This window comes from Aeromonas sp. R2-1 (assembly GCF_040908425.1).
GTDB lineage: Bacteria > Pseudomonadota > Gammaproteobacteria > Enterobacterales > Aeromonadaceae > Aeromonas > Aeromonas caviae.
In genome coordinates this window covers 1-23,902 of the sequence record NZ_JBFODR010000031.1, presented here as the reverse complement: position 1 = coordinate 23,902, position 23,902 = coordinate 1, and the positions used below count along the sequence as shown (strand labels likewise).

General features: G+C 63.3%; 20 protein-coding genes and 1 pseudogene. 10 read left to right on the top strand and 11 right to left on the bottom strand.

What is annotated here, in order from left to right; genetic code table 11:
- Nucleotides 1–107: 107 nt before the first annotated feature.
- Genes AB5Y80_RS10925 through AB5Y80_RS10915 form a run of 3 tightly spaced genes read right to left on the bottom strand, consistent with a single transcriptional unit; the run spans nucleotide 108 to nucleotide 5,861 of the window.
- Entirely contained in the window at nucleotides 108–1,520 is a 1,413-nt protein-coding gene (locus AB5Y80_RS10925) for an efflux transporter outer membrane subunit (RefSeq protein WP_368172923.1), read from the bottom strand.
- On the bottom strand, nucleotides 1,513–4,662 hold the full coding sequence (locus tag AB5Y80_RS10920; RefSeq protein WP_368172922.1) for an efflux RND transporter permease subunit: 3,150 nt from the start codon (nucleotides 4,660–4,662) through the stop codon (nucleotides 1,513–1,515). Before AB5Y80_RS10920 ends, AB5Y80_RS10925 begins: the two co-directional genes overlap by 8 nt.
- 17 nt (nucleotides 4,663–4,679) lie before the next feature.
- Nucleotides 4,680–5,861, bottom strand: coding sequence for an efflux RND transporter periplasmic adaptor subunit (locus tag AB5Y80_RS10915; protein ID WP_010673710.1), 1,182 nt, complete (start codon nucleotides 5,859–5,861; stop codon nucleotides 4,680–4,682).
- Between the two features lie 154 nt (nucleotides 5,862–6,015).
- Here AB5Y80_RS10915 and AB5Y80_RS10910 point away from each other — a divergent pair, with 154 nt between their 5' ends.
- The 3 genes from AB5Y80_RS10910 (at nucleotide 6,016) to AB5Y80_RS10900 (ending at nucleotide 8,649) form a co-directional block, all read left to right on the top strand.
- Complete coding sequence (locus tag AB5Y80_RS10910; protein WP_041213205.1) at nucleotides 6,016–6,651, top strand: TetR family transcriptional regulator; 636 nt, start codon at nucleotides 6,016–6,018, stop codon at nucleotides 6,649–6,651.
- A 90-nt stretch (nucleotides 6,652–6,741) separates the two neighbouring features.
- Nucleotides 6,742–7,305, top strand: a complete 564-nt coding sequence (locus tag AB5Y80_RS10905) for a bifunctional 2-polyprenyl-6-hydroxyphenol methylase/3-demethylubiquinol 3-O-methyltransferase UbiG (protein WP_223302571.1) — start codon at nucleotides 6,742–6,744, stop codon at nucleotides 7,303–7,305.
- Between the two features lie 168 nt (nucleotides 7,306–7,473).
- Entirely contained in the window at nucleotides 7,474–8,649 is a 1,176-nt protein-coding gene (locus AB5Y80_RS10900) for a dicarboxylate/amino acid:cation symporter (protein WP_042014198.1), read from the top strand.
- Nucleotides 8,650–8,712: 63 nt separating this feature from the next.
- Here the strand turns inward: AB5Y80_RS10900 and tesB are convergent, their stop codons facing one another.
- The 7 genes from tesB to AB5Y80_RS10865 form a co-directional block, all read right to left on the bottom strand.
- The gene (gene tesB / locus AB5Y80_RS10895) at nucleotides 8,713–9,576 is read right to left on the bottom strand and encodes an acyl-CoA thioesterase II (protein ID WP_103260450.1); all 864 of its coding nucleotides are present in this window, start codon (nucleotides 9,574–9,576) and stop codon (nucleotides 8,713–8,715) included.
- Between the two features lie 181 nt (nucleotides 9,577–9,757).
- The gene (locus AB5Y80_RS10890; protein WP_039039189.1) at nucleotides 9,758–10,129 is read right to left on the bottom strand and encodes an endonuclease domain-containing protein; all 372 of its coding nucleotides are present in this window, start codon (nucleotides 10,127–10,129) and stop codon (nucleotides 9,758–9,760) included.
- A gap of 213 nt (nucleotides 10,130–10,342) precedes the next feature.
- Nucleotides 10,343–11,266, bottom strand: coding sequence for a 23S rRNA pseudouridine(2605) synthase RluB (gene rluB, locus AB5Y80_RS10885; protein ID WP_039039190.1), 924 nt, complete (start codon nucleotides 11,264–11,266; stop codon nucleotides 10,343–10,345).
- A complete protein-coding gene (gene scpB, locus AB5Y80_RS10880; protein ID WP_043155571.1) occupies nucleotides 11,259–11,951 on the bottom strand; it encodes an SMC-Scp complex subunit ScpB in 693 nt (230 codons plus the stop codon). The genes rluB and scpB overlap by 8 nt, the downstream gene beginning before the upstream one ends.
- A 41-nt stretch (nucleotides 11,952–11,992) precedes the next feature.
- On the bottom strand, nucleotides 11,993–12,874 hold the full coding sequence (locus AB5Y80_RS10875) for a ScpA family protein (protein ID WP_010673703.1): 882 nt from the start codon (nucleotides 12,872–12,874) through the stop codon (nucleotides 11,993–11,995).
- A complete protein-coding gene (locus tag AB5Y80_RS10870) occupies nucleotides 12,867–13,487 on the bottom strand; it encodes an L-threonylcarbamoyladenylate synthase (protein ID WP_010673702.1) in 621 nt (206 codons plus the stop codon). Before AB5Y80_RS10870 ends, AB5Y80_RS10875 begins: the two co-directional genes overlap by 8 nt.
- Before the next feature lie 125 nt (nucleotides 13,488–13,612).
- Nucleotides 13,613–14,494 (bottom strand): PHP domain-containing protein, encoded by an 882-nt coding sequence (locus tag AB5Y80_RS10865; protein WP_244057092.1) that lies wholly within the window; start codon nucleotides 14,492–14,494, stop codon nucleotides 13,613–13,615.
- Between the two features lie 430 nt (nucleotides 14,495–14,924).
- Between AB5Y80_RS10865 and AB5Y80_RS10860 the strand changes: the two genes are divergently transcribed.
- From AB5Y80_RS10860 to trpA, 7 genes and pseudogenes are all read left to right on the top strand, one after another.
- Complete coding sequence (locus tag AB5Y80_RS10860) at nucleotides 14,925–16,559, top strand: anthranilate synthase component 1 (RefSeq protein WP_368172921.1); 1,635 nt, start codon at nucleotides 14,925–14,927, stop codon at nucleotides 16,557–16,559.
- Nucleotides 16,552–16,623, top strand: a pseudogene (locus AB5Y80_RS10855) (anthranilate synthase component II); the annotation flags it as partial. The gene AB5Y80_RS10860 and the pseudogene AB5Y80_RS10855, both read left to right, overlap by 8 nt.
- A gap of 16 nt (nucleotides 16,624–16,639) precedes the next feature.
- Nucleotides 16,640–17,239 carry an aminodeoxychorismate/anthranilate synthase component II gene (locus AB5Y80_RS10850; protein WP_039039194.1) on the top strand — a complete coding sequence of 200 codons (600 nt, stop codon included), beginning with the start codon at nucleotides 16,640–16,642 and terminating at the stop codon, nucleotides 17,237–17,239.
- A 10-nt stretch (nucleotides 17,240–17,249) separates the two neighbouring features.
- Complete coding sequence (trpD, locus tag AB5Y80_RS10845) at nucleotides 17,250–18,263, top strand: anthranilate phosphoribosyltransferase (RefSeq protein ID WP_010673697.1); 1,014 nt, start codon at nucleotides 17,250–17,252, stop codon at nucleotides 18,261–18,263.
- The gene (gene trpCF / locus AB5Y80_RS10840; RefSeq protein ID WP_368172920.1) at nucleotides 18,263–19,768 is read left to right on the top strand and encodes a bifunctional indole-3-glycerol-phosphate synthase TrpC/phosphoribosylanthranilate isomerase TrpF; all 1,506 of its coding nucleotides are present in this window, start codon (nucleotides 18,263–18,265) and stop codon (nucleotides 19,766–19,768) included. The genes trpD and trpCF overlap by 1 nt, the downstream gene beginning before the upstream one ends.
- Nucleotides 19,769–19,956: 188 nt before the next feature.
- Nucleotides 19,957–21,150: a tryptophan synthase subunit beta gene (gene trpB, locus AB5Y80_RS10835; RefSeq protein WP_368172919.1), complete on the top strand. Its 1,194-nt coding sequence runs from the start codon at nucleotides 19,957–19,959 to the stop codon at nucleotides 21,148–21,150.
- Nucleotides 21,147–21,956 carry a tryptophan synthase subunit alpha gene (gene trpA / locus AB5Y80_RS10830; RefSeq protein ID WP_323880750.1) on the top strand — a complete coding sequence of 270 codons (810 nt, stop codon included), beginning with the start codon at nucleotides 21,147–21,149 and terminating at the stop codon, nucleotides 21,954–21,956. The genes trpB and trpA overlap by 4 nt, the downstream gene beginning before the upstream one ends.
- 729 nt (nucleotides 21,957–22,685) lie before the next feature.
- Here the strand turns inward: trpA and AB5Y80_RS10825 are convergent.
- Nucleotides 22,686–23,839, bottom strand: a protein-coding gene (locus AB5Y80_RS10825) for an IS3-like element ISAeca4 family transposase (RefSeq protein WP_139739419.1) whose coding sequence is annotated in 2 segments (ribosomal slippage) — nucleotides 22,686–23,602 and nucleotides 23,602–23,839 — 1,155 coding nt in all. Because the reading frame shifts where the segments join, the coding sequence is not laid out codon by codon here.
- Nucleotides 23,840–23,902: the final 63 nt, after the last annotated feature.

Here is a 23,902-nt window from a genome sequence, read left to right as displayed (position 1 = left end):
GGAGCGCCGTTGTCACCAGCCTCGATTTGGCTTCTCGACATGACAGATAAAAAACGGGGCGAACCTAGTGGTTCGCCCCTGATGCTTTTTACGTCAACCCCGAGGGGTCAACCCTGTTTGTCTGATGCCGGCTCTGCGTCCTTCGGCGCCTGCCAGCCGCCACCGACGGCCTTGTAGAGGGCGACCTGGTTACTCAGCTGGGCGAGCCGGGTGCTGATGAGCCCCTGCTTGGCGCTGAACAGGGAGCGCTGGGCGTCGAGGCGGGTCAGGTAGCTGTCCACCCCTTGCTCGTAACGCACCTCCGCCAGCCTGAAGTAGGTCTGGTTGGCATCCACCAGCGCCTGTTGCGCCTGCAGCTGCTGCGCGTAGTCCGCCTGGGCACCGAGGGTGTCCGCGACCTCCTTGAAGGCGGTCTGGATGCTCTTCTCGTAGCTCGCCACCGCCTGCCTGGTCCCCACCTCGGCCACGTCCAGATCCGCAACGCGCTTGCCGCCGTCGAAGATGGGCAGATTGATCTGGGGCATGAAGGTCCAGGTGCCGGTGCCGCCGTCAAACAGACCGTTCAGCTGGTTGCTGGCGGTGCCCGCCGTCGCGGTGAGCGAGATGGTCGGGAAGAAGGCGGCACGGGCCGCTCCGATATTCGCGTTGGCCGCCTTCAGGTTGTGCTCCGCCGCCAGGATGTCCGGGCGTTGCTGCAACAGGCTGGAGGGAGCCCCCACCGGGATCGGCGCCAGTTTCACCTCTGCCAGGGTGGCCGGTTGTGCCGCCAGCACCGGGATATCGGTGCCAAGCAGCAGGGCCAGACCGTTTCTGTCCTGCTTCACCAGACGCTGGTATTGCGCCTGGCTGACCTTGGCGTTTTCCAGTGCCGTGCGCCCCTGGGCCAGCTCCATCTCGGAGGCGGCGCCCAGGCGGTATTTGTGCTCGGTGAGGGCATAGCTCTCCTGCTCGGTGGCGAGGGTCGCCTGGCTCAGGGCCAGCAACTCCTGATCGGCCAGCAGGGTGAAGTAGGCATTGGCCACCGAGGCCACCAGGGCGATCTGGGTGCTGCGCTGGGTCTCGATTTGCGCCAGATAGGTCTCAAGGGCCTGATCTTTCAGGCTCTGGATCCGGCCAAACAGATCCAGCTCATAGGCGGTGATGCCGATGTTGGCGCCGTACTGGCTGCTGATGGTGCCCTGCCCCGTACTACTGAGATCGTCGGATCCCTGCTGGCGGGTGCCGCTGCCACTGGCGGCCAGGGTCGGCAACTGGGCCGCCCGCTGGATACGGTATTTCGCCTCGTAGGCCTCGACGTTGAGGGCTGCCAGGCGCAGATCCCGGTTGCTCTCAAGGGCGGTGCCGATCAGCGTCTGAAGGGCCGGGTCCTGGAACTGCTGGCGCCAGGGGGCAAGTTCCCCGGCGGCCAGGTCAGCTTGCCAGGAGGCGCCTTGGGGCAGCTCGGGGCGCTGGTAGTCGGGGGCCATGGAGCAGCCCCCCAGCATCAGGGTCACGCCAAGGGCGATCAGGGTCTTAGTCATGGTTGATCTCCTTGGTGTGAACACTCTCTTCCCCGGCATGCTTGCGTTCGGTGAAATAGCGCATCACCAGCACGAAGAACAGCGGCACGAAGAAGATGGCGAGTACGGTGGCACTGATCATCCCCCCCATCACGCCGGTCCCGATGGCGTTTCGGCTGCTGGCGCCCGCCCCGGTGCTGATCACCAGGGGCAGTACCCCCAGGATGAAGGCGAGCGAGGTCATCAGGATGGGGCGCAGACGCTGACGCGAGGCCTCCACCACCGCATCCCCGAGCCTCATCCCCTTGTCGTGCAGCTCCTTGGCGAACTCGACGATGAGGATGGCGTTCTTGGCCGACAGCCCGATCGTGGTGAGCAGGCCCACCTGGAAGTAGACGTCATTCTCAAGCCCGCGCAGGGTCGCGGCCAAAATGGCCCCCAGCACCCCGAGCGGCACCACCAGCATGACCGAGAACGGAATGCTCCAGCTCTCGTAGAGGGCCGCCAGACAGAGGAAGACCACCAGGAGCGAGATGGCGTACAGGGCCGGCGCCTGGGAGCCTGCCTGACGCTCCTGGAAGGAGAGGCCGGTCCACTCGATACCGATCCCTTCCGGCAACTGTTTCACCATCTCCTCGATGGCCGCCATGGCGTCACCCGTACTCTTGCCAGGGGCCGCCTCACCGACGATCTCCATGGCGGAGACACCGTTGTAGCGCTCAAGACGGGGCGAGCCGAAGCTCCACTCCGTGCTGGCAAAGGCGGAGAAGGGCACCATCTGGCCCGCGCTGTTGCGCACGTACCACAGCTTCAGATCTTCCGGGTTCATCCGGAAAGGGGCATCCGCCTGCAGATAGACCTTCTTGACCCGGCCTCTGTCGACGAAGTCGTTCACATAGGAGGAGCCCCAGGCCGCCGACAGGGTGTTGTTGATGTCGGTGATGGAGAGCCCCTGGGCCAGCGCCTTCTCGTAATCGATCTTGATGTCGAGCTGGGGCGTGTCTTCCATCCCGTTCGGGCGTACCCGTACCAGGTTGGGATCCTGCGACGCCATGCCGAGCAACTGGTTGCGCGCCTGCATCAGCTTCTCGTGACCCAGACCGCCGCGGTCCTGCAGGAAGAAGTCGAAGCCGGTGGCCGTGCCGAGTTCCGGAATGGGGGGCAGGTTGAAGGCGAAGACCTGGGCTTCCTTGATGCTGAACAGGAACCCCATGGCGCGGCCGATGATGGCATTGGCGCTGCGCTCTTCTCCCTTGCGCTCACTCCAGTCCTTGAGCTTGATGAAGGCCATGCCGCTGTTCTGACCGCTACCGGCGAAGCTGAAGCCCGCCACCGTCAGCACGGAGTCCACGTTCTCCTTCTCGTTCTCGAGGAAGTAGTCGCGCATCTCCCCGAGCACCACCTCGGTCCGCTCCTTGGTCGCCCCCACCGGGAGCTGCACCATGGACATGATGACCCCCTGATCCTCTTCCGGCAGGAAGGAGGTGGGCATGCGCATGAAGAGCACCGCCAGCACCGCCAGCATGGCCAGATAGATGATGCCATAGCGGGTGCCCTGCTTGATCACCTTGCGCACGCCGTTCTGGTAACGGTTGGCGTTGGTGTCGAAGAAGCGGTTGAACCAGCCGAAGAAACCGCGCTGGGCGCCGAATTCACCGTGCTTCATGGGTTTGAGCAGGGTGGCGCACAGGGCCGGGGTCAGGATCAGGGCCACCAGCACCGAGAGCACCATGGCCGAGACGATGGTGAGTGAGAACTGGCGATAGATGGCACCGGTAGAGCCACCGAAGAAGGCCATGGGCACGAACACCGCCGACAGCACCAGGGCGATGCCCACCAGGGCGCCGGTGATCTGGGTCATGGACTTGCGGGTCGCCTCGAGGGGGGAGAGATCCTCCTCGCTCATCAGACGCTCCACGTTCTCCACCACCACGATGGCGTCATCCACCAAGAGGCCGATGGCGAGCACCAGACCGAACATGGTCAGGGTGTTGATGGAGAAGCCGAAGGCCGCCATCACCCCGAAGGTGCCGAGCAGGACCACTGGCACCGCGATGGTCGGAATCAGGGTTGCCCGGAAGTTCTGCAAGAACAGATACATGACGCAGAACACCAGGAAGATCGCCTCGATCAGGGTCTGCACCACCTCCTCGATGGAGATCTTCACGAACGGCGTGGTGTCGTAGGGATAAACGATCTCCATGTTGGCCGGGAAGTACTCGGAGAGTTCACCCAGCTTGGTCCGCACGTGCTCGGCGGTGTCCAGGGCGTTGGCACCGGTCGCCAGTTTGATGGCGACGGCGGCGGTGGCCTGGCCGTTGTAGAGCGCGGTCGCGTCGTAGTTTTCACCGGCAAGCTCGACCCGGGCCACGTCCTTGAGCTGGACCTTGGAGCCGTCCTGGTTCACCCGCAGCAGGATGTTGTTGAACTCCTCCACGGTGGAGAGCCGGGTCTGGCCCATGATGGTGGCGGTAAATTGCTGATCGCTCACCGCAGGGGTCCCCCCCAGCTTGCCGAAGGCAACCTGGGCGTTCTGGGCCTTGATGGCGGCCTGAATGTCGGCCGGGGTCATCTGCACCCGGTTGAGCTTGTGGGGATCGAGCCAGACGCGCATGGAGTACTGGCTGCCGAACAAGGTGATGTCACCGACCCCGTCCAGACGGCTCAGGGGCTCCTTGATGTTGGCTACCACATAGTCCGCCAGGTCATCGTTGGTCATGGCGCCATCGGTGGAGATGAAGGCGGCCACCATCAGGAAGCTGCTGGAGGTCTTCTGGACCCGCACGCCCTGTTGCTGCACCTCTTGGGGCAGGAGCGACATGGCCTGTTGCAGCTTGTTTTGCACCTGCACCTGGGCGATGTCGGGATCCGTACCCGGCTTGAAGGTGAGGGTCACGCTGACGTTCCCTGACGAGTCGGATTGCGCCGACATGTAGAGCAGGTGATCCAGCCCGGTCATGTTCTGCTCGATGATCTGGGTCACCGAGTCTTCCACCGTCTTGGCGGAGGCCCCCGGGTAGCTGGCGGAGATGCCAACCGCCGGCGGGGCGATGGTCGGGTACTGGGCCACCGGCAGGCCGATGATGGCCATGGCCCCGGCCAGCATGATCACCAGGGCGATCACCCAGGCGGAAATGGGTCTATCTATGAAAAAACGTGCCATGAGGCGACTACTCCATCCTACTGCTTGGTTGCCGGGGTCTGTTGTGCGCTGTTGCCGGCACGTTCAGTGGGCGCCACCACAACCCCGGGTTTGACTTTCTGCAGACCGGCGACGATCACCTTCTCGCCAGCCTTGAGACCGGACTCCACCACCCAGCTGTCGCCGGACATGCGGCCGACCTGCACTTCACGCAGTTCCACCTTGTTGTCCGCCGTCACCACCATGACGGTGGCACCGCCCTTGGGGGTGCGGGTCACGGCAGTCTGGGGCACCAGCAGGCCTTGCGGGCGCTCGCCCTCCTGCAAGGTGGCGCGCATGAACATGCCGGGCAGCAGCAGTTGATCCGGGTTGGGCACGATCACCCGCAGGGTCACCATGCCGGTCGCCTCGTCCACGGTCACGTCGGAGAACTGGAGGGCCCCTTTCTCGCCATACTGGCTGCCATCTTCCAGCTGGAAGCTGACACCGGCCCCGTCCTTTTCCCCCTGGGTCAGCTTGCCCTCGGCCACCAGGCGCTTGAGCCGCAGCAGGTCGGCGGTGGACTGGCGCACGTCCACGTACATGGGATCGAGCTGGGAGATGGAGGTGAGGCTGTCCGCCTGCTGGGCGGTCACCAAGGCACCCTCGGTCACCGCCGACTTGCCGATGCGGCCGCTGATGGGGGCAGTGATGCGGGTGTAGGCCAGGTTGATGTTGGCGGTCTGCAATGCGGCCTTGGCGGCCCCGATCTCGGCCAGCTGCTGTTTCCAGGCCGCGTCGGCGTCGTCATACTCCTGGCTGCTGATGGCTTTCACCTTCACCAGCTCGGCGTAGCGCTGGGCCTTGAGGCGGGCGCTGCGCTCGTTGGCCTCGGCCTTGGCGAGGTTGGCCTTGGCGGAAGCCACTTCGGCCTGATAGACGGCGGGATCAATCTGATAGAGCAGTTGACCGGCCTTGACGTCGCTCCCCTCGGTGAACAGGCGCTTGAGGATGATGCCGTTCACCTGGGGACGCACCTCGGCCACCCGCAGGGGGGCGGTGCGGCCGGTAAGCTCGGACAACAGTTGCAGGGGGGCCGTATGGAGGGTGACCACGTCCACGGCGGCGGGAGGCATCTCCCCCATGGCCTGCTGGGCCCCGTCCTTGTCACCACAGCCAGCCAGCAGGCCGCTTGCCAGCAAGGCAAGGCCGACCGAACGTGCGAGAATATGTTTATGCATCAAGACTCTGAACCTCTGTTTCAATCAAAAAGAAGTGACAAAACCACAGGGTTTATAAGGCCCCTGTTGGTAAAACGGCGAAGATGAGGCAATATACATACATTCATGAATGTATGTAAGAAACTTTTTTCACTTTTAAACAGGACCGGAGTCAATGGCCAGACGCACCAAAGAAGAGGCGCAGCAAACCCGCTGCAACATCATGAGCACGGCCCTGGATCTCTTCTGCCAACAGGGGCTGGCACGCACCAGCCTGACCGATATCGCCAAGGCGACGGACCTCACCCGGGGCGCCATCTACTGGCACTTCAAGAATAAAGAAGAGCTGTTCGTCACCCTGTGGGAGGAGCTGTGTGCCCCCCTCTCCCACCAGCTCGATGCCTGCGTCGACGAGGCGGAGGCGGATCCCCTGGGCAAGCTGCGCAGCTTTCTCAAGGAGGTGATGCTCAAGATCAGCACCGAGCCCGCCCACCAGCAGATGTTCACCATCATGTTCAATCTGGAATCCATGGAGGGAGAGGCCGCCGTCATGCGCGAGCACATGCACCTGCAATCCATGAATTTCTTCCGGGATCTGGAGATCACCCTGGCCAATGCCGTGCGTCGCGGCCAACTGCCCGAGGGGCTGGATCTGCGCCGCGCCGCCACCCTGCTCCACTGCACCCTGGACGGCTACATCATCAACTGGCTGCACTTCCCGGATCGCATCGATCTGATTGAGGAGTCGGACTTTCTCCTCGATACCCTGTTCACCCTCATCGCGAGCCCCACCCTTCGCCGCCACCCCTGAGTCTGCAAGACGCGCCGCCCCCGCCAATGCTCAACAGCCGGGGGCAAACCTGCTAGAGTAACGCCCCCCACCACGATGAGCCCGACACCCTTGCCACACGCCCCCGCGCCGGCGCACGACGCCGCCCCTCGCCCCGCCCTCGTGGCAGGCGCCCATGCCCCCTTCCTGGCCCTGCTGGGCAGCGGCCGTCATCTGCTGGAGGCCGGTTGCGGGGCAGGAGAGGATCTGCGCCTCTTTCGCCAGCAAGGCCTCACCGTGACCGCCTTCGATGCGAGCCGAGCGCAGGCCGCCGCCGCCTCGCGCCTGTGCGGCCAGCCGGTGCGAGTCTGCCGCTTCGAGCAGATGCGAAGCGTCGTTCCCTATGACGGCATCTGGGCCAGCGGCTCCCTCCCCTGTCTGCCCGAACACGAGATAGCCCCGGCGCTCGGTCATCTGGCCACCCTCCTCAAGGCCGGGGGCCCTCTCTACGCCTCCTTCCCCCACGGGATGGGCGAACCGCAGCCACGGTCGGGGGAATATCCCCTGCAGACCCGGCTCGACGAGGCGGGGCTGCGACGCCTGATCGCTCCCCTCCCCTTCACCCTGCACCATGGCTGGGTGGGGGAAGATGAAGTGAACGGCCCCTGGCTGCACGCCTTGCTGGTGCGGCGCTGATCCGCGAAAGCCCCCGAGGGCAGTGACACCTCACGGCATTCAGCCCGTTAACAATATTTAACCCTGAGTTAACCACCATAAAGCAGACAAGATGCGGTGTTTGTGTTAAAAAGCGGCATTAAAATCAAAATTAAATAACAAATCAGACACCAACACCTGGATTCCCCCATGAAACTCGTTCTCAATCTGGTTGCCGGTATCCTCGCCGGCCTGCTGCTCGGTCTCTATGCCCCCGAATGGGTCGCCCGCGTGCTGTTCACCGCCAAGACGGTGATAGGCCAGCTCATCACCTTCACCATCCCGCTCATCATCCTCTTCTTCATCATGAGCGGCATCGCCAGCCTGCCGAAGAACTCCGGCAAGCTGCTGGGCAAGACGGTGGGGCTCTCCTACTGCTCCACCATACTGGCGGGCCTGTTCGCCTTCACCGTGGCGAGCCACCTGATCCCGCACCTGACCACGGCCGCCGAGCCCACCGCCGAGGCTGCCACCAAGCTCGCTTCCTACATCAATCTCGAGATCCCGCCCCTGTTCGGGGTGATGTCGGCCTTGGCCGCCGCCTTCGTGTTCGGCATCGGCATCAGCGCCACCCAGGCCACCGACCTGCGCCGGGTCGCCGATCAGGGCCGTGACATCATCGACCGCCTGCTGGCACGCGTGATCATTCCCCTGCTCCCCTTCTACATCGCCGGCGTCTTCGTCGAGATGACGGTGGAAGGCACCGTCTTCGCCACCCTCAAGACCTTCGGAGTGGTGCTGGTGATGGCCATCGTCATGCACTGGATCTGGCTCTGCGTCCTGTTCGTCGGCACCGGCCTCGCTCAGGGGCGCTCCCCCGTCATGCTCATCAAGAACATGCTGCCCGCCTACTTCACCGCCCTTGGCACCATGTCCAGCGCCGCCACCATTCCGGTGGCCCTGCAAGCCAGCAAGCGCAACGGCGTGAGCGACGGCATCGCCAACTTCACCGTGCCCCTGTGCGCCACCATCCACCTGTGCGGCTCCACCATCACCCTGGTGACCTGCGCCACGGCGGTGATGTTCCTCTCCGAACACCTGGCCATTCCGGGCTACGGCACCATGGTGCCCTTCATCATGATGCTGGGCGTCATCATGATTGCCGCGCCGGGCGCACCGGGTGGCGGTGTCATGTCCGCGCTCGGCCTGCTCACTTCCATGCTCGGCTTCGGTGAGGCCTCCATCGCCCTGATGATCGCCCTCTACCTGGCCCAGGACAGCTTCGGCACCGCCTGCAACGTCACCGGTGACGGCGTCATCGCCCTGTGGGCCGATCGTTTCGCCCGGGGCGAGCCAGCACTCAGCACCGAGCAGGACGCAGCCTGATAGCGCAGGCAATAAAAAACGGGAGCCATCGGCTCCCGTTTTTTATTGGTGCAAGAGGGCGTCTCAGCCCCGGCGACGGATCACCCCTTCCTGCATGGTGCTCGCCACCAATACCCCATCCCGGGTGAAGAACTGGCCGCGCACCAGACCCCGACCGCCGCTGGCGCTCGGGCTGTCCACCACGTAGAGCAGCCAGTCGTCCAGCCGGAACTCCCGGTGGAACCACATGGAGTGATCGATGGTGGCCACCTGCATGTCCGGCTCCCAGTAGGAGACCCCGTGGGGCTGCAGGGCGGCGAACAGGAAGTGGAAGTCGGAGGCATAGGCCAGCAGGTAGTTGTGGACCCGCTGATCGTCCGGCACCGGGCCATTGGCCTTGAACCAGGTGTAGCGAAGGGGCTCGTGAACATCCGGGCGGATGGGGTCCACCAGGGTCACGGGGCGAATTTCGATGGGCTTCTCGCACAGGATCTTGTCCCGCAGGGCCGCCGGGATCATCTGCTCGTAGGGACGCACCAGCTCCAGCTCGCTCTTGAGCTGCTCGGGGGGCGTGATGCCGGCCGGCATCTTCGTCTGATGCTCGAAGCCCTCGGCCTCCACCTGGAAGGAGGCGTTGAGGTAGAAGATGGGCTTGCCATTCTGGATGGCCTTGACCCGGCGGGTGGAGACGGTCTGGCCGTCGCGGATGTTCTCCACGTCGTAGACGATGGGCTTGTTGGCATCCCCGGGGCGCAGGAAGTAGGAGTGGAAACTGTGGACCTGGCGGTCGCTTGCCACCGTCTGCTTGGCGGCTGACAAGGCCTGCCCCATCACCTGTCCGCCAAACACGGATCGCAACCCGAGATCCTGGCTCTGGCCCCGAAACAGGCCCTCCTCGATCTTTTCGAGCGCCAGCAACGCCAGCAGCTCATCCAGTACCTTGCTCATTGGTTTCTCCTGTCTTTGTGCGCGAAAGGCTAACAAGCCCGTCCCGACAGGGCAACCATCCTGATGCACATCCCCGTCTGCAACCACCTCCCCTTCAAAAAAGGGAAGTGTATGACGCTTTCCAGCCCGTACAGAGGGCACTCTGGCCCCCTCCCCTGGCAAGGGGAGGGCTGGGGTGGGGTCAGACGCGATCAAGCCATGCCCGAATAGAGACAACCACCCCGGGTAGATTTTCCATCACCTCCCTGTTGCTAAATCTCAGTACCGTCAGCGACAGGGCCGCCATGTAGGCATCCCGTCGCTTGTCATGACGCAGACCCCGCATGTCAAAATGGCTGTCGCCATCAACCTCAATGACCAACAACCGCCCGGGGCAGTAAAAATCCGCAATGTATGGGCCTATACCTTGCTGACGGCGAAACTTGACTCCGAGTTGCCCAGCCCGAAGCGCCTGCCACAATCGCCGTTCAGGCTCTGTTGGATTGTTTCGTTGTTCACGCCGTTTATCCAGCGTGGCCTCGCGGTTGAAAACACGAACTGGCTTCTCGTTCATGACAGTATTCCTCCGACTATGACCCCTGTCAGCATAACAACTACTCACCCCCTCCCAGCCTCCCCCTTCAAAAGGGGGAGGAGCTTGTCTGGCCCTTTCTCTCCCCTGGGCGATTCAGTCTCAAGGAACCCGGCAGGAGCAGAAAACAAAAAAGCCCGCACCTTGGGGTGCGGGCTTGTGGCGTGTCGGGGGCGAGCGGCCCGTGGCGGCGACTTACTTGCTGCCGGTGCCGGAATTGCGGGTGGAGGAGGTCGGCTTGCGACGGGCGGTGGTGGCACGGGCGCGCGGCTCCTTGCCCTGCATCTCCTTGTGGCGCTTCACGGCGCGACGGATCTGGGCGGCCTGCTTGTGGCGGGTGCTCTTGCCATCCTGCTGCAGATCGACCTTGGATTCGGTCTCGTTGGGCAGGTTGACCAGGCCGCGTAGGTAGTTCACCTCGGGGAGTTTCAGCTCCTGCCAGCCGCCGCGGGGGATGCCGCGATCCAGCTTGACGTCGCCGTAGCGGATACGCATCAGGCGGCTCACCTGCACTTCCTGGGATTCCCACAGGCGGCGCACTTCCCGGTTGCGGCCCTCGGTCAGGGTGACGTTGAACCACTGGTTCAGCCCCTCGCCACCGGCCGGCTTGATCTTGTTGAACTTGGCCATGCCGTCTTCCAGCTGCACGCCCTTGCGCAGGCGCTGCAACATGGCTTCGGTGATCTCGCCAAAGACCCGCACCGCGTATTCCCGCTCCACTTCGTGGCTCGGGTGCATCAGGCGGTTCGCCAGCTCGCCGTCGGTGGTGAACAGCAAGAGACCGGAGGTGTTGACGTCGAGGCGGCCGACCGCTATCCAGCGGGCGCCATCCATCTTGGGCAGACGATCAAACACGGTGGGACGTCCTTCCGGATCGTGGCGGGTACACATCTCCCCTTCGGGCTTGTGGTAGGCCAGCACGCGGCAGATCACTTCCTCTGCGGCGCGGGTCTTGACCTGGTGGCCATCCACCCGGATCACGGCGTTCACTTCGACGCGATCCCCCAGCGTGGCGACCTTGCCATCCACGCTGACCCGACCTGCGGTGATCAGGGCCTCCATCTCACGACGGGAGCCTTGACCCGCGCGGGCCAATACTTTTTGCAGTTTTTCACTCATCGGGTTTACCTGATTGTTGATCGCTGCCCGCCGACATCGCGGACAACCTTGGCTCTTGTGGGACGGCCCCGTTGGCCTCCCCACCATGTTCATGCTCAGCACGGCCTGCCAGAGGCTGACCGTCACCGCCCTCGCCCGGCATGAGCGACAAGGGGGCCTGCAGCTCGGGATCCAGCTCGGGGAGCTGCTCCAGACTCTGCAGGTTGAAATAGTCCAGAAATTCACGGGTGGTGGCGAGCAGCTCGGGGCGACCCGCCACCTCCTTGTGGCCGATGCTGCGCACCCAGCCACGCTCCTTGAGGGTGTTGACGATCTGGCTCGACACCGCCACCCCGCGGATGGCTTCTATCTCCGCCCGGGTGATGGGTTGACGATAGGCAATCAGCGTCAGCGTCTCCATCACGGCGCGGGAATAACGGGGAGCCCGCTCGCTCCACAGGCGCGACAGCTCCTCGGCATACTCCTGGCGGGCCTGGAAACGCCAGCCGGAGGCCACTTCTTTGAGCTCGACCCCCCGCTCGCTGTAATCCTGTCTGAGCTCTGCCAGCAGCAGCTGGACATAGCGGCCGGTGACCGGGTAGTCCGAGAGCACGCTGCCCTTGATTTCGCTCACCGTGAGGGGACGCCCCGCCACGAAGATCGCCGCCTCGATCAGGGTCTTCAATCGTTCAGCAGGCAGCGCCACGGTGGACCTCCCGGGTCCGCGCCCCTGGGGCCGCCCCTCGCTCAGTGTAGATGCTCATGCTCCTCCCCCTTCCCCTGACTGGCCAGGGCAAAATGGATGGGGCCCAGGGGCTCCGCCTGCAAGATCCAGATCAATTGCTCCTTGCACAGCTCCAGCAGGGCCAGGAAGGTCACCAGCACCCCCATGCGCCCCTCCTCGGCCCGCAGCACCTGCTCCAGGCGCAGGGTCTGGCCCAGGGAGAGCATGGCGAGGATCTCCGCCATCCGTACCCGAGTCGGGATCTGCTCGCGGCGGATCTGGTGATGTTCAAAATGAGTCGCGCGTTTTACCACACTTTGCATGTAAAGGGCGAGTTCAACCAGAGAAACATCGGGCGCCAATGGCTTCAAGGCACCAAAATCCGGCGCCATGGCGGCGGCGACGAAGATCTCCCGCTCCACCCTCGGCAGGGCATTGACCCGCTCCGCCCCCAGCTTGTAGCGCTCGTACTCCTGCAGGCGACGAATGAGGGTGACGCGGGGATCTTCCCCCTCCTCCTCGTCTTCCAGCTCCGGGGCCTTGGGCAGCAGCAGGCGGGACTTTATCTCCGCGAGCCAGGCCGCCATCAGCAGGTATTCCGCCGCCAGCTCGAGGTTGAGCCCCTGCATCAGATCCACGTACTCCATGTACTGGGCGGTGATCTGCAGGATGGGCAGGTTGAGGATGTCGAGCTGCTGGCGCCGGATGAGGTAGAGCAAGAGATCCAGCGGCCCCTCGAAGGTGTCGAGAAACACCTCCAGCGCATCGGGGGGGATGAACAAGTCCTGGGGCAGCTCATGGTAGGGCTGCCCCAGCACGGTGGCGATGGGCGGGGGAAGGGAAGCCTCCCCCGTCGTGCCCGCGGGGGTTGTCAGCGCGGGCACGGGGTCGGCAAGATCACTCAAACGGCGTCGGATCCCCGGCACCGCGGCGACGCAGCACGGGCTCGTCGTCGGAGAAGTCCACCACAGTGGTGGGCTGCTCGCCCAGATACCCGCCGTTGACCACCAGATCCAGCTGCTTGCCGAGCTTGTCGGCAATCTCCTCGGGGTCGAACTCCGCCATCTCGGAGCCCGGCAGGATCAGGGTGGTGGAGAGCAGCGGCTCACCGAGGGCCTCGAGCAAGGCCAGCGCGATGTTGTTGGCCGGGACCCGGATGCCGATGGTCTTCTTCTTCTCGTTCATGAGGCGACGCGGCACCTCCTTGGTGGCCTTGAAGATGAAGGTGTAGGGTCCGGGGGTGTTGTTCTTGACCAGCCGGAAGGCGGTGTTGTCCACCTTGGCATAGGTGGAGATCTCCGAGAGATCCCGGCACACCAGGGTGAAGTCGTGGTTCGGCTCGATGCGACGGATGCGGCAGATGCGCTCCAGGGCATCCTTGTTGCCCATCTGGCAGCCCAGGGCGTAGCCGGAGTCGGTGGGATAGACGATGACGCCGCCGTTTTGCAGGATCTGCACCGCCTGGCTGATGAGGCGAACCTGGGGATTGTCGGGATGTACGTAAAAATGCTGACTCATATGCTCTTCTCGCGATAGGGGGCACGCTCGTTGCCCGCTTCATGGTCAAGGGCCCCTTGGCCCATGACACTACCTTAACCTGTTTGACGCAGACTCGCCTGCATCAAAGATGCCGGCCCGGGGGGTCAGCGGCTGGCCAGCAGGCCCGCATGCTCCTCGGGGGTGAGCCCGAAATGACCGGGGTGACCCAGCCACAGCGGCATCCCCTCCTTGGGGAGCCAGAGGTGGCGGCCAAGCTCGGTCCAGTTGGAGGGGAAGTGAAAATCGGACCCCACCGAAATATAGAGATCGTGCTCCCTGGCCCACTGGCCGAGATTCGCCCGCTCCTGGGGGCTCTGCTGGGGCAGGGAGACCTCCATGGCATCCCCCCCGACGGCCTTGAAGGCCACCAACAACCGTTTGATCCACTTGGCGGTGAGATTGTAACGGCTCGGGTGAGCCAGCACCGCCAGCCCGCCTGCGGCGTGGATGGCCTCGATAGCCTCTCCCATCCCGGGCCACTCGGCGGGCACATAGCCCTTGTTGCCCCGGCTCAGGTACTTCTTGAACACCTTCTGCATATTGTCGGCCACCCCGCGCGCCACCAGCACCCGGGCAAAGTGGGCCCGGGTCACGGCGGCGTCACCGGCAAGCAGCTTGGCCTCTTCATAGGTGCCCGGGATGAGGCACTTCTCCAGACGACGCCCGATCTCCTCGGCGCGCGCCTCCCGGCGAGCCCGCTGCCCTGCCAGAAAGGCGAGCAACTGGGGATTTTTCTCGTCCACCCCGAGGGCCACGATGTGGATCTCGTGATGCTCCCACCCGGTGGAGATCTCCACCCCGCTCACCAGGCGCAGTGGCAGCTGGTCAGCCGAGATGGTCTGGCGCACCTCCTCAAGCCCGTCGAGGGTATCGTGGTCAGTGACCGCTAACACCTCCACCCCTTTTTCGGCGGCGCGGCGCACCAGGTCGGCGGGGCTCAGCACCCCGTCCGAGGCGGTGGTGTGGCAATGAAGATCGAATCTCATCGGCGTGTTTCGCTCTTGTTTGGGACCTGCCTGGAAAAGGCCGGCAAAAAAGCGACTTGACTTGGCCGCGGCTTTATCGTTTTCTGTAGGCACTTCATTGCAAACATCTTTTTACAGGACTCAATCTCATGCAAGCGACTTCCATCCTGACCATCTGGTGGTGGCACACTCCCTGACATGCGGGCGTGTGGTCGTTGCTGTACCTGTAATCTGACAGCAAGTTAAGAACCCAAAGAAAAAGCCCGCTGACCCCAGCGGGCTTTTTTATTATCCGGCAAATGGACCTGTGATGAAACCGACAATTCAGAGAAGCACACTGACATGGCGATGGCGATGGCGAACTCGCTGACGTGACCCGAACCCGACCCATTTTCAAGAGAGACAGCGCCATGACCATCGGTGACACACAACACATGCAAGGGAAGGCATTATGACAGGCAACAAGACCCGTTTGCCCCTGGGCGAATTCGATACCATCCGGCTCAATGCCCCCTATGTGACAGACCCCCTGGCACTCTATACCCGACTCTGCCAGGACAGACCCAACAACCTGCTGCTCGAATCGGTGGAGATCGACTCCAAGGCCGGCACCCAGAGCCTGCTGCTGGTGGACGCCTGCCTGCGCATCGAGTGCCGCGGCCGCGCCGTGCAGGTGCGCCCCCTCGGCGACAACGGCGCCGCCCTGCTGCGCCTGCTGGAGCAGCGCCTGCCCGCCGTCATCACCCAGACCCGGGTGGTGGACGAGCTGCACCTCGACTTCCCGGCGTCCGATCGGGAGCTTGACGAAGACAGCCGCCTCAAGGGCAGCAGCGTGCTGGACGTGCTGCGCACCCTGCAGCGGGAGCTGCAATGCCAGCAGGGCAAAGAGGCCCTCTTCATGGCGGGCAGCTTCGCCTACGACCTCATCGCCTCCTTTGAAGACTTGCCCGAGGTGCCAGAGGGGAGCAACGACTGCCCCGACTACTGCTTCTATGTGGCCGAGACCCTGATCACCATCGACCACATCAAGCAGAGCACCCAGTTGCTGGCCTGCCTGTTCGGCGGCGAAGAGGATGAGCAGCTGGACGCGCGCTACGCCCGCCTGACCGCTCGCCTCGAATCCTTCAAACAGGCCTGTCAGCAGCCGCTGCCTGCGCCACAGGGCACGGCGCCGCTGACCGGCGCCCTGGCCGTCGACAAGGGGGACAAGCAGTTCTGTGCCGAGGTCGAGAAGCTCAAGGGCTTCATCCGCCGTGGTGACATCTTCCAGGTGGTGCCGTCCCGCAGCTTCTCCCTCCCCTGCCCGGATCCCGTCGCCGCCTATCGCCGCCTCAAGCAGACCAACCCCAGCCCCTACATGTTCTACGTGCAGGACGAGGGCTTCACCCTGTTTGGCGCCTCCCCCGAGAGCGCGGTCAAGTTCTGCGCCAACAGCCGCCAGGTGGAGATGTACCCCATCGCCGGCACCCGCCGCCGTGGCCTCAACCCGGACGGCAGCATCAACCTGGATCTGGACGGCCGCATCGAGCTGGAACTGCGCCAGGACGAGAAAGAGGTGGCCGAGCACCTGATGCTGGTGGATCTGGGCCGCAACGACATCGCCCGCATCTCCGCCCCCGGCACCCGCTACGTCAAGGATCTGCTGAAAGTGGATCGCTACAGCCACGTCATGCACCTGGTCTCCCGGGTGGTGGGCACCCTTCGCGCCGACCTTGACGCCCTGCACGCCTACCAGGCCTGCATGAACATGGGCACCCTGACCGGTGCCCCCAAGCTGCGCGCCAGCGAGCTTATCCGCATGGTGGAAGGCAAGCGTCGCGGCAGCTACGGCGGCGCCGTGGGTTACCTGAACGGCGCAGGGGAGATGGACACCTGCATCGTCATCCGCTCCGCCTTCGTGAAAGAGGGGGTCGCCCATGTCCAGGCCGGCGCCGGGGTGGTCTATGACTCCAAACCCCAGGCCGAGGCGGACGAGACCCGCGCCAAGGCGGCGGCCGTGCTGGCCGCCATCGCTGCCAGCCATGGCACCTCCCTGCAGGCCCTCAGCGCCCAGCAGGAACAACACAGGGACGTGAGCCATGACTAACATCTTCCTGCTCGACAACGTCGACTCGTTCACTTACAACGCTTTGGCCGACCAGTTCCGCACTTCGAAGGAGCAGTCCCATGACTAATATCTTCCTGCTCGACAACTTCGACTCGTTTACCTACAACCTCGTCGACCAGTTCCGCACCCTGGGCTACCCGGTGCGCATCTACCGCAACAGCCTGCCGGCTAGCCGCATCATGCAGGAGATTGACGCCTGCGAAGGGGACGCCGTGCTGGTGCTCTCCCCGGGGCCGGGCGCACCCCATGAGGCGGGCTGCCTCATCGATCTCATCAAGCTGGCCCGTGGCCGGGTGCCCATCCTCGGCATCTGCCTCGGTCATCAGGCCCTGTGCGAAGCCTACGGCGGCACCGTCGGGGCGGCGGGGGAAATCGTCCACGGCAAGCGCTCCCTCATCGAGCACAACGGCCATGGCGCCTTCGCGGGGCTGCCGAGCCCCTTGCCGGTGGCCCGCTACCACTCCCTGGTGGCCACCTATGTGCCACAAGAGTTGCAGGTGATTGCCCACTATCAGGGCATGCCCATGGCCATCGAGCAGCGTGACGAGCGGGTGCTGGGCTTCCAGTTCCACCCGGAATCCATCATGACCAGCGAAGGGGCCCGTCTGCTCACCCAGGCCCTCGCCCATGTCACCCGTCCAGAAAGCCACGTGCGGTAAGGAAGAGACCATGCATCAACATCTCAACACCCTCTATCAGGGTCAGTCTCTCACCCGCGACGCCGCCCGCGATGCCTTCGGCCAGGTGGTTCGTGGTGAAGTGGATCCCATCGTGCTCGCGAGCCTTTTGACCGCCCTCAAGATCAAGGGGGAGACCCCGGAGGAGATCGCCGGCGCCGCCGAAGCGCTCTTGGCCGAAGCCCGCGACTTCCCGCGCCCGGACTATGCCTTCTGCGACATCGTCGGCACCGGAGGGGACGGCCTCAACACCATCAACGTCTCCACCACCTCGGCCCTGGTGGCCGCCGCCTGCGGCCTGAAAGTGGCCAAGCACGGCAACCGCTCGGTCTCGAGCAAGTCGGGGTCGAGCGATCTGCTCGATAAAATGGGCATCAAGCTCGACATGAGCCCGGCCCAGGCCCGCCGCTGCCTGGACGAGCTCGGGGTCTGCTTCCTGTTCGCCCCCCAGTACCACGCCGGGGTGCGCCACGCCATGCCGGTGCGCCAGGCCCTCAAGACCCGCACCCTGTTCAACGTGCTGGGGCCGCTCATCAACCCCGCTCGCCCCAGCTTCCAGCTGATGGGGGTCTATGCCCCCGAGCTGGTGCGCCCCATCGCCGAAACCCTGCTGGCACTCGGCCTGAAAACCGGTATGGTGGTGCACGGCGCCGGTCTCGACGAGATTGCCATCCACGGCCCGACCCAGGTGGCGGAGATCCGCGACGGCGAAATTCGCGAGTACTTGCTCACCCCGGCGGACTTTGGCCTCGACACCTACCCGGTCAGCGCCATCCAGGGCGGTGAGCCCGAGGAGAACCGCGCCATCACCGCCGCCATCCTGGAAGGGCGCGGCAGCCCGGCCCACAACGCCGCCATCGCCGCCAACGTGGCGCCGCTCCTGGTCATGGCGGGCGAGGCCCCGGACTTTCGGCAGGCCGCCGCCCGGGTGCTGGCGGTGCTGGCAAGCGGCCAGGCCGCCCTCCTCGCCCGGGATCTCGCTACCCTGAGCCATCAGGAGGCATGATGTCAGCTACCACCACAGCGTGCCCCAGGGGCACTCACCCAGAACGCCCGACGGGCAACAGCCAGCTTCGCAAGGATAACGAGATGTCAGATGTCATTGCTCCCCACGCCTTTCTGAACATGGCCTCCATCAGCCAGACCATTCTCGGCAAGATCGTGGCGGCCAAGCAGGAGTGGGTCGCCGCCCGCAAGGAGAGCCAGCCCCTGGCGAGCTTCCAGGACGCGCTGACCCCGAGCGATCGGGATTTCGAGGGGGATCTGCGCCAAGGCTCCACCCGCTTCATTCTGGAGTGCAAGAAGGCCTCCCCCTCCAAGGGCTTGATCCGGAATGACTTCAGCCCGGAGGCCATCGCCGACATCTATGGCCACTACGCCACCGCCATCTCGGTGCTGACGGACGAGAAGTTCTTCCAGGGGGATTTCGCCTTCCTGCCCCGGGTACGGGGCCGCGTCCAGCAGCCGGTGCTCTGCAAGGACTTCATGATTGACCCCTATCAGGTCTATCTGGCCCGCCACTATCAGGCGGACGCCATCCTCTTGATGCTCTCGGTGCTCACCGACGAGGGGTATCGCGCCCTGTTTGCGGTCGCAAAAGAATTGGGCCTCGGGGTGCTCACCGAGGTGAGCAACGAGGAGGAGCTGACCCGCGCCATCGACCTCGGCGCCCCGGTGATTGGCATCAACAACCGGGATCTGCGGGATTTGAGCGTCGATCTTGCCCGCACTCAGCAGTTGGCGGCCAGGATCCCGGGGGATCGGGTGGTGATCAGCGAATCCGGCATCAACCACCGCGCCCAGGTGGCGGCCCTGCGCCACCACGCCAAGGGCTTCCTGGTGGGCTCTTCCCTGATGGCGGAGCCGGATCTGGAAGCCGCGGTGCGCAAGCTCGTGCTCGGCCAGAACAAGGTGTGCGGCCTGACCCGTCCCGAGGACGCCGCCGCCGCCCATCAGGCGGGAGCCGTGTTCGGCGGCCTCATCTTTGTGGCGAAAAGCCCGCGCTATGTGGACATTCCCGCCGCCCGCGCCGTGATGGCGGGTGCGCCGCTCTCTTACGTCGGGGTGTTTCGCAATGCCCAGCCCGCCACCATCGCCAAGACGGTGGATGCGCTGGGGCTCGCCGCCGTGCAACTGCACGGGGACGAAGACGCCGCCTATATCGAGACCCTGCGCCCCCTGCTGCCGGCGGGCTGCCAGATCTGGAAAGCGGTTGGAGTCACAAGTGGCGAGCCCCTGCCCGCCCTCGACTACCCGGCGGATCGCCTGCTGCTGGATACCAAAGTCGGCAGCCAGAGCGGCGGCACCGGCCAGGCGTTCGACTGGACCCTGCTGGCCCATCTCGATAAAGCCAGGCTGATGCTGGCGGGGGGCCTCAACCCCGACAACGCCCTCGAGGCCGCGCAAGTGGGCTGCCTCGGCCTTGATTTCAACTCCGGGGTGGAGAGTGCCCCGGGCAGGAAGGATGCCCACAAGCTGGCGGCTGCCTTTGGCGCCCTGCGCCAACTGTGAGCGCCCCCGTGACTCATTCAACGAATTAATGAACTGCGTTTGCCCATAAGCACAAGGAATAATGTATGACCCTGCTCAACCCGTTTTTCGGTGAATTTCGTCGATGACATGTATGTGCCGCAGCCATACGCCTCAGCCCGCCAAGGCTCATACCTGATCTCAATTGCAGAATGTAAAGGAAGATAACCATGACCCTGCTCAATCCGTTTTTTGGTGAATTTGGTGGCATGTATGTGCCCCAGATCCTCATCCCCGCCCTGCTCCAGCTGGAGAAGGCCTTCGTCGATGCCAAGGATGATCCGGCCTTCGTCGCCGAGTTTCAGGCACTCCTGACCGAGTACGCCGGTCGCCCGACCCCGCTCACCCTCACCCGCAATTTGACCAGGGGCACCAAGACCCGCCTCTACCTCAAGCGTGAAGATCTGCTGCACGGCGGCGCCCACAAGACCAACCAGGTGCTGGGTCAGGCCCTGCTCGCCAAGCGCATGGGCAAGCACGAGATCATCGCCGAGACCGGCGCCGGTCAGCACGGTGTGGCTACTGCGCTGGCCTGCGCCCTGCTCGGCCTGAAATGCCGGGTCTACATGGGTGCCAAGGATTGCGAGCGCCAGAAGCCGAACGTGTTTCGCATGAAGTTGATGGGCGCCACAGTAATACCGGTGCATTCAGGCTCATCCACCCTGAAGGATGCCTGCAACGAGGCGCTGCGGGACTGGGCTGCAAACTACGAGTCGGCCCACTACCTGCTCGGCACCGCCGCAGGCCCCCACCCCTTCCCCACCATCGTGCGGGAGTTCCAGAAGATGATAGGGGAAGAGGCCAAGGCCCAGTGCTTCGAGAAGGAGGAGCGGCTGCCCGATGCGGTGATTGCCTGCGTCGGCGGCGGGTCGAATGCCATCGGCATGTTCGCCGATTTTATCGATGAGCCTTCCGTGCGCCTGATCGGGGTCGAGCCGGGTGGTCACGGCATCGAAAGCGGCGAGCACGGTGCGCCGCTCGGTCACGGCAGCAAGGGGGTCTTCTTTGGCATGCACTCCTACCTGATGCAAGACAGCCAGGGCCAGATCCAGGAGTCCTACTCCGTCTCGGCGGGGCTCGACTTCCCCTCCGTCGGCCCCCAGCACGCCCATCTGGCCGCCATCGGCCGGGCAGAATATGTGTCCATCACAGACAAAGAGGCGCTGGATGCGTTCCAGGAACTGGCCCAATCGGAGGGGATTATTCCGGCACTGGAGTCCTCCCACGCCCTGGCCCATGCCCTGAAACTCGCCCGCAGCGAGCCTGAGAAAGAGCAGGTGCTGATCGTCAACCTCTCCGGCCGTGGCGACAAGGACATCTTCACCGTCGCCGACATCTTCGAAAAAGAAGGAATCCTGTCATGAATCGCTACGCACAACTCTTCTCCCGGTTAGCACAAGCCAAGCAGGGCGCCTTCGTCCCCTTCGTGATGCTGGGGGATCCTACCCCGGAATTATCGCTCGCCATCGTCGATGCCCTGGTCGAAGGGGGCGCCGATGCCCTGGAACTAGGCATTCCCTTCTCGGATCCGGTGGCTGACGGCCCCACCATCCAGGGGGCGGCCCTGCGCGCCTTTGCGAGCCACACCACCCCGGATGACTGCTTCGGTCTGCTCACCAAGATCCGCGCCAAGTATCCGGAGCTGCCCATTGGCCTCTTGGTCTACGCGAACCTGGTCTATGTGCGCAAGATTGACGGCTTCTACGAGAAGTGTCAGCAGGCGGGCGTGGACTCCGTGCTAGTAGCGGACGTGCCGGTGCAGATGTGCGAGCCCTACAAGGCCGCCGCCGACAAGTACGGCATCGACAGTATCTTTATCGCCCCGCCCAACGGCGACGCAGAGACCCTGAAAGCCGTGGCTGAACTGGGCTCAGGCTACACCTATCTGGTGAGCCGCGCCGGCGTCACCGGCGCCGAGACCAAGGCCGGCATGCCGGTGGAGGGGCTCATCAACTCCTTGCGCGAGTTCAAGGCGCCCCCCGCCCTGCTCGGCTTTGGCATCAGCGAACCAACCCAGGTGCGCGATGCCATCAAGGCTGGCGCCGCCGGTGCCATCTCGGGCTCTGCCGTGGTGAAGATCATCGAGACCCATCACCAGAACCCGGAGCATATGCTCACCCGCCTCAAGGAGTTTGTGGAAGGGATGAAGGCCGCGACCCGCCACCCCTGATCCTGATCCTGGGCCTGACTTGGTCCCACATCCCTGACCCTAACAAGGGAGCCCTAGCCGGCTCCCTTTTCTATTCCCTCGTTCTGCTCCCCGCATCTAGGTCCCCTCTCCCCTTGGAAGAGGGCTAGGGTGAAGGGAATTTCCCTACTATTTGCTAGCCCAACAGCCCACTGAAAGCAGCGGTTGCTCACTAATTGATTGAGCCAGTTCAGATTTCTATCAACATCCTCTTTCCATGTCTCAATCCGGCCCCTTAAAATAGCCAAACGACAATCCATCTCTCGGGAGAGTGCCATGGAAGCAATTGTTGCTATCTCACGGGTGAAAAGCAGCGGACTGGGGGCTGAAACTCAGGGGCGGTAGCCTCACCGACACTTGTTATCGCTGGCTCCTTAAGTTTTTCTTTATGCAGTGCTAATGATGACGTTAAAAGAGGAAGCCAAACGAATACTCATAAGTGTTTGGGACTGGTTTGTAACATTTTGATTCAATTTTATTTTTTTCGTGGTGACTATCAGGGTATAGCGGAGTTATATGGAAGGCTCTGCTATCGGATTAGTACCGCCTTCTATTTAATCACTGTTATGCATTGAAGGAATCGCTGTGGCTAATCGTAGCTATCTCTACTCAACAAACGTCATCCCGGGTTCGAGCGCAAAGGCCACCGGTCGAAAGCTAATTGGCATTTCGGAGTGGAACTACGATATACCATGAATCGCCCCGGCTTCTCTAGACACTTTTGAGCCGTTCGAAATATTGCTTTTCACACTCTACTGGCGATAGCCCATTGTTGAAACTGTGCCGACGCTTGGGGTTGTAAAACATTTCAATGTAATCGAACACATCCTGCCGGGCCTCCTCCCGATCTGCATAGGTTTTACGTCGGATCCGCTCGCGTTTGAGGAGTTGGAAGAAACTCTCCGCCACCGCGTTATCATGGCAATTGCCACGTCTGCTCATGCTGGCCTTGAGCCGGTGCTCCCGCAAAAAATCCTGCCAGTCATAGCTGCTAAACTGGCTCCCTTGGTCAGAATGAACCAGCACTTCCTGCTCGGGTCGCCGTCGCCACACTGCCATCAGTAACGCGCTGATGGCCAACTCTCGGTCGATCCGTGGCCCCATTGACCAACCAATGACTTGTCGTGAAAACAAATCCAATACCGCGGCCAGATAGAGCCAGCCTTCATGGGTTCGAATATAAGTGATGTCCGTTACCCAGACCTTATTTGGCTCAGTCACATCGAACTGGCGTTCAAGATGATTCGGTGCAACCACCGTTGGCCGGCCACCATAATGACCGGGACGGCGACGATAACCGGTTTGTGAACGCAAACCTTCATGACGCATTAATCGCGCCACCCGGTGTTTCCCACAGGTCTCGCCCATCTCTCGCAGGTCATCCCGGATCTTGCGATAGCCATAGACGCCCCCGCTTTCTAGCCAACATTGCTTGATCTGGCCCAGGAGGCGTTGGTCTTCAAGTGCGCGGGCAGATAAAGGCTGGTGCTGCCAGGCGTAATAACCGCTCGGGTGGACATTCATCATCCGACACAGTCGGCGGATGGGATGTGTGGACGCGTGCACCCGGATGAAGGCGTACCTTACCCTGACAGCTTGGCAAAGTACGCGGCGGCCTTTTTTAAGATATCTCGCTCATCGGTGACGCGGCGCAGTTCAGCCTTGAGGCGCCGAATTTCGGCTTGCTGGCTGGAGTCATGCTGTTGCTGCACGGCGGGCTGGCTGTAGCGCCTGATCCAGGCGTAAAGACTGTGGCTGGAAACACCAAGTCGCTCAGCGACCTCTGCCACTGGGTAATGGCGCTCAGTCACCTGCTTGACGGCGGCCAGTTTGAATTCTTCCGTGTAACGTTGCTGCTTGCTCATAACACCTCCTGATTGACCTCAGTTTGAGGCTCTTGAGGTGTCTAGGAAAGTAGGGGCGATTCA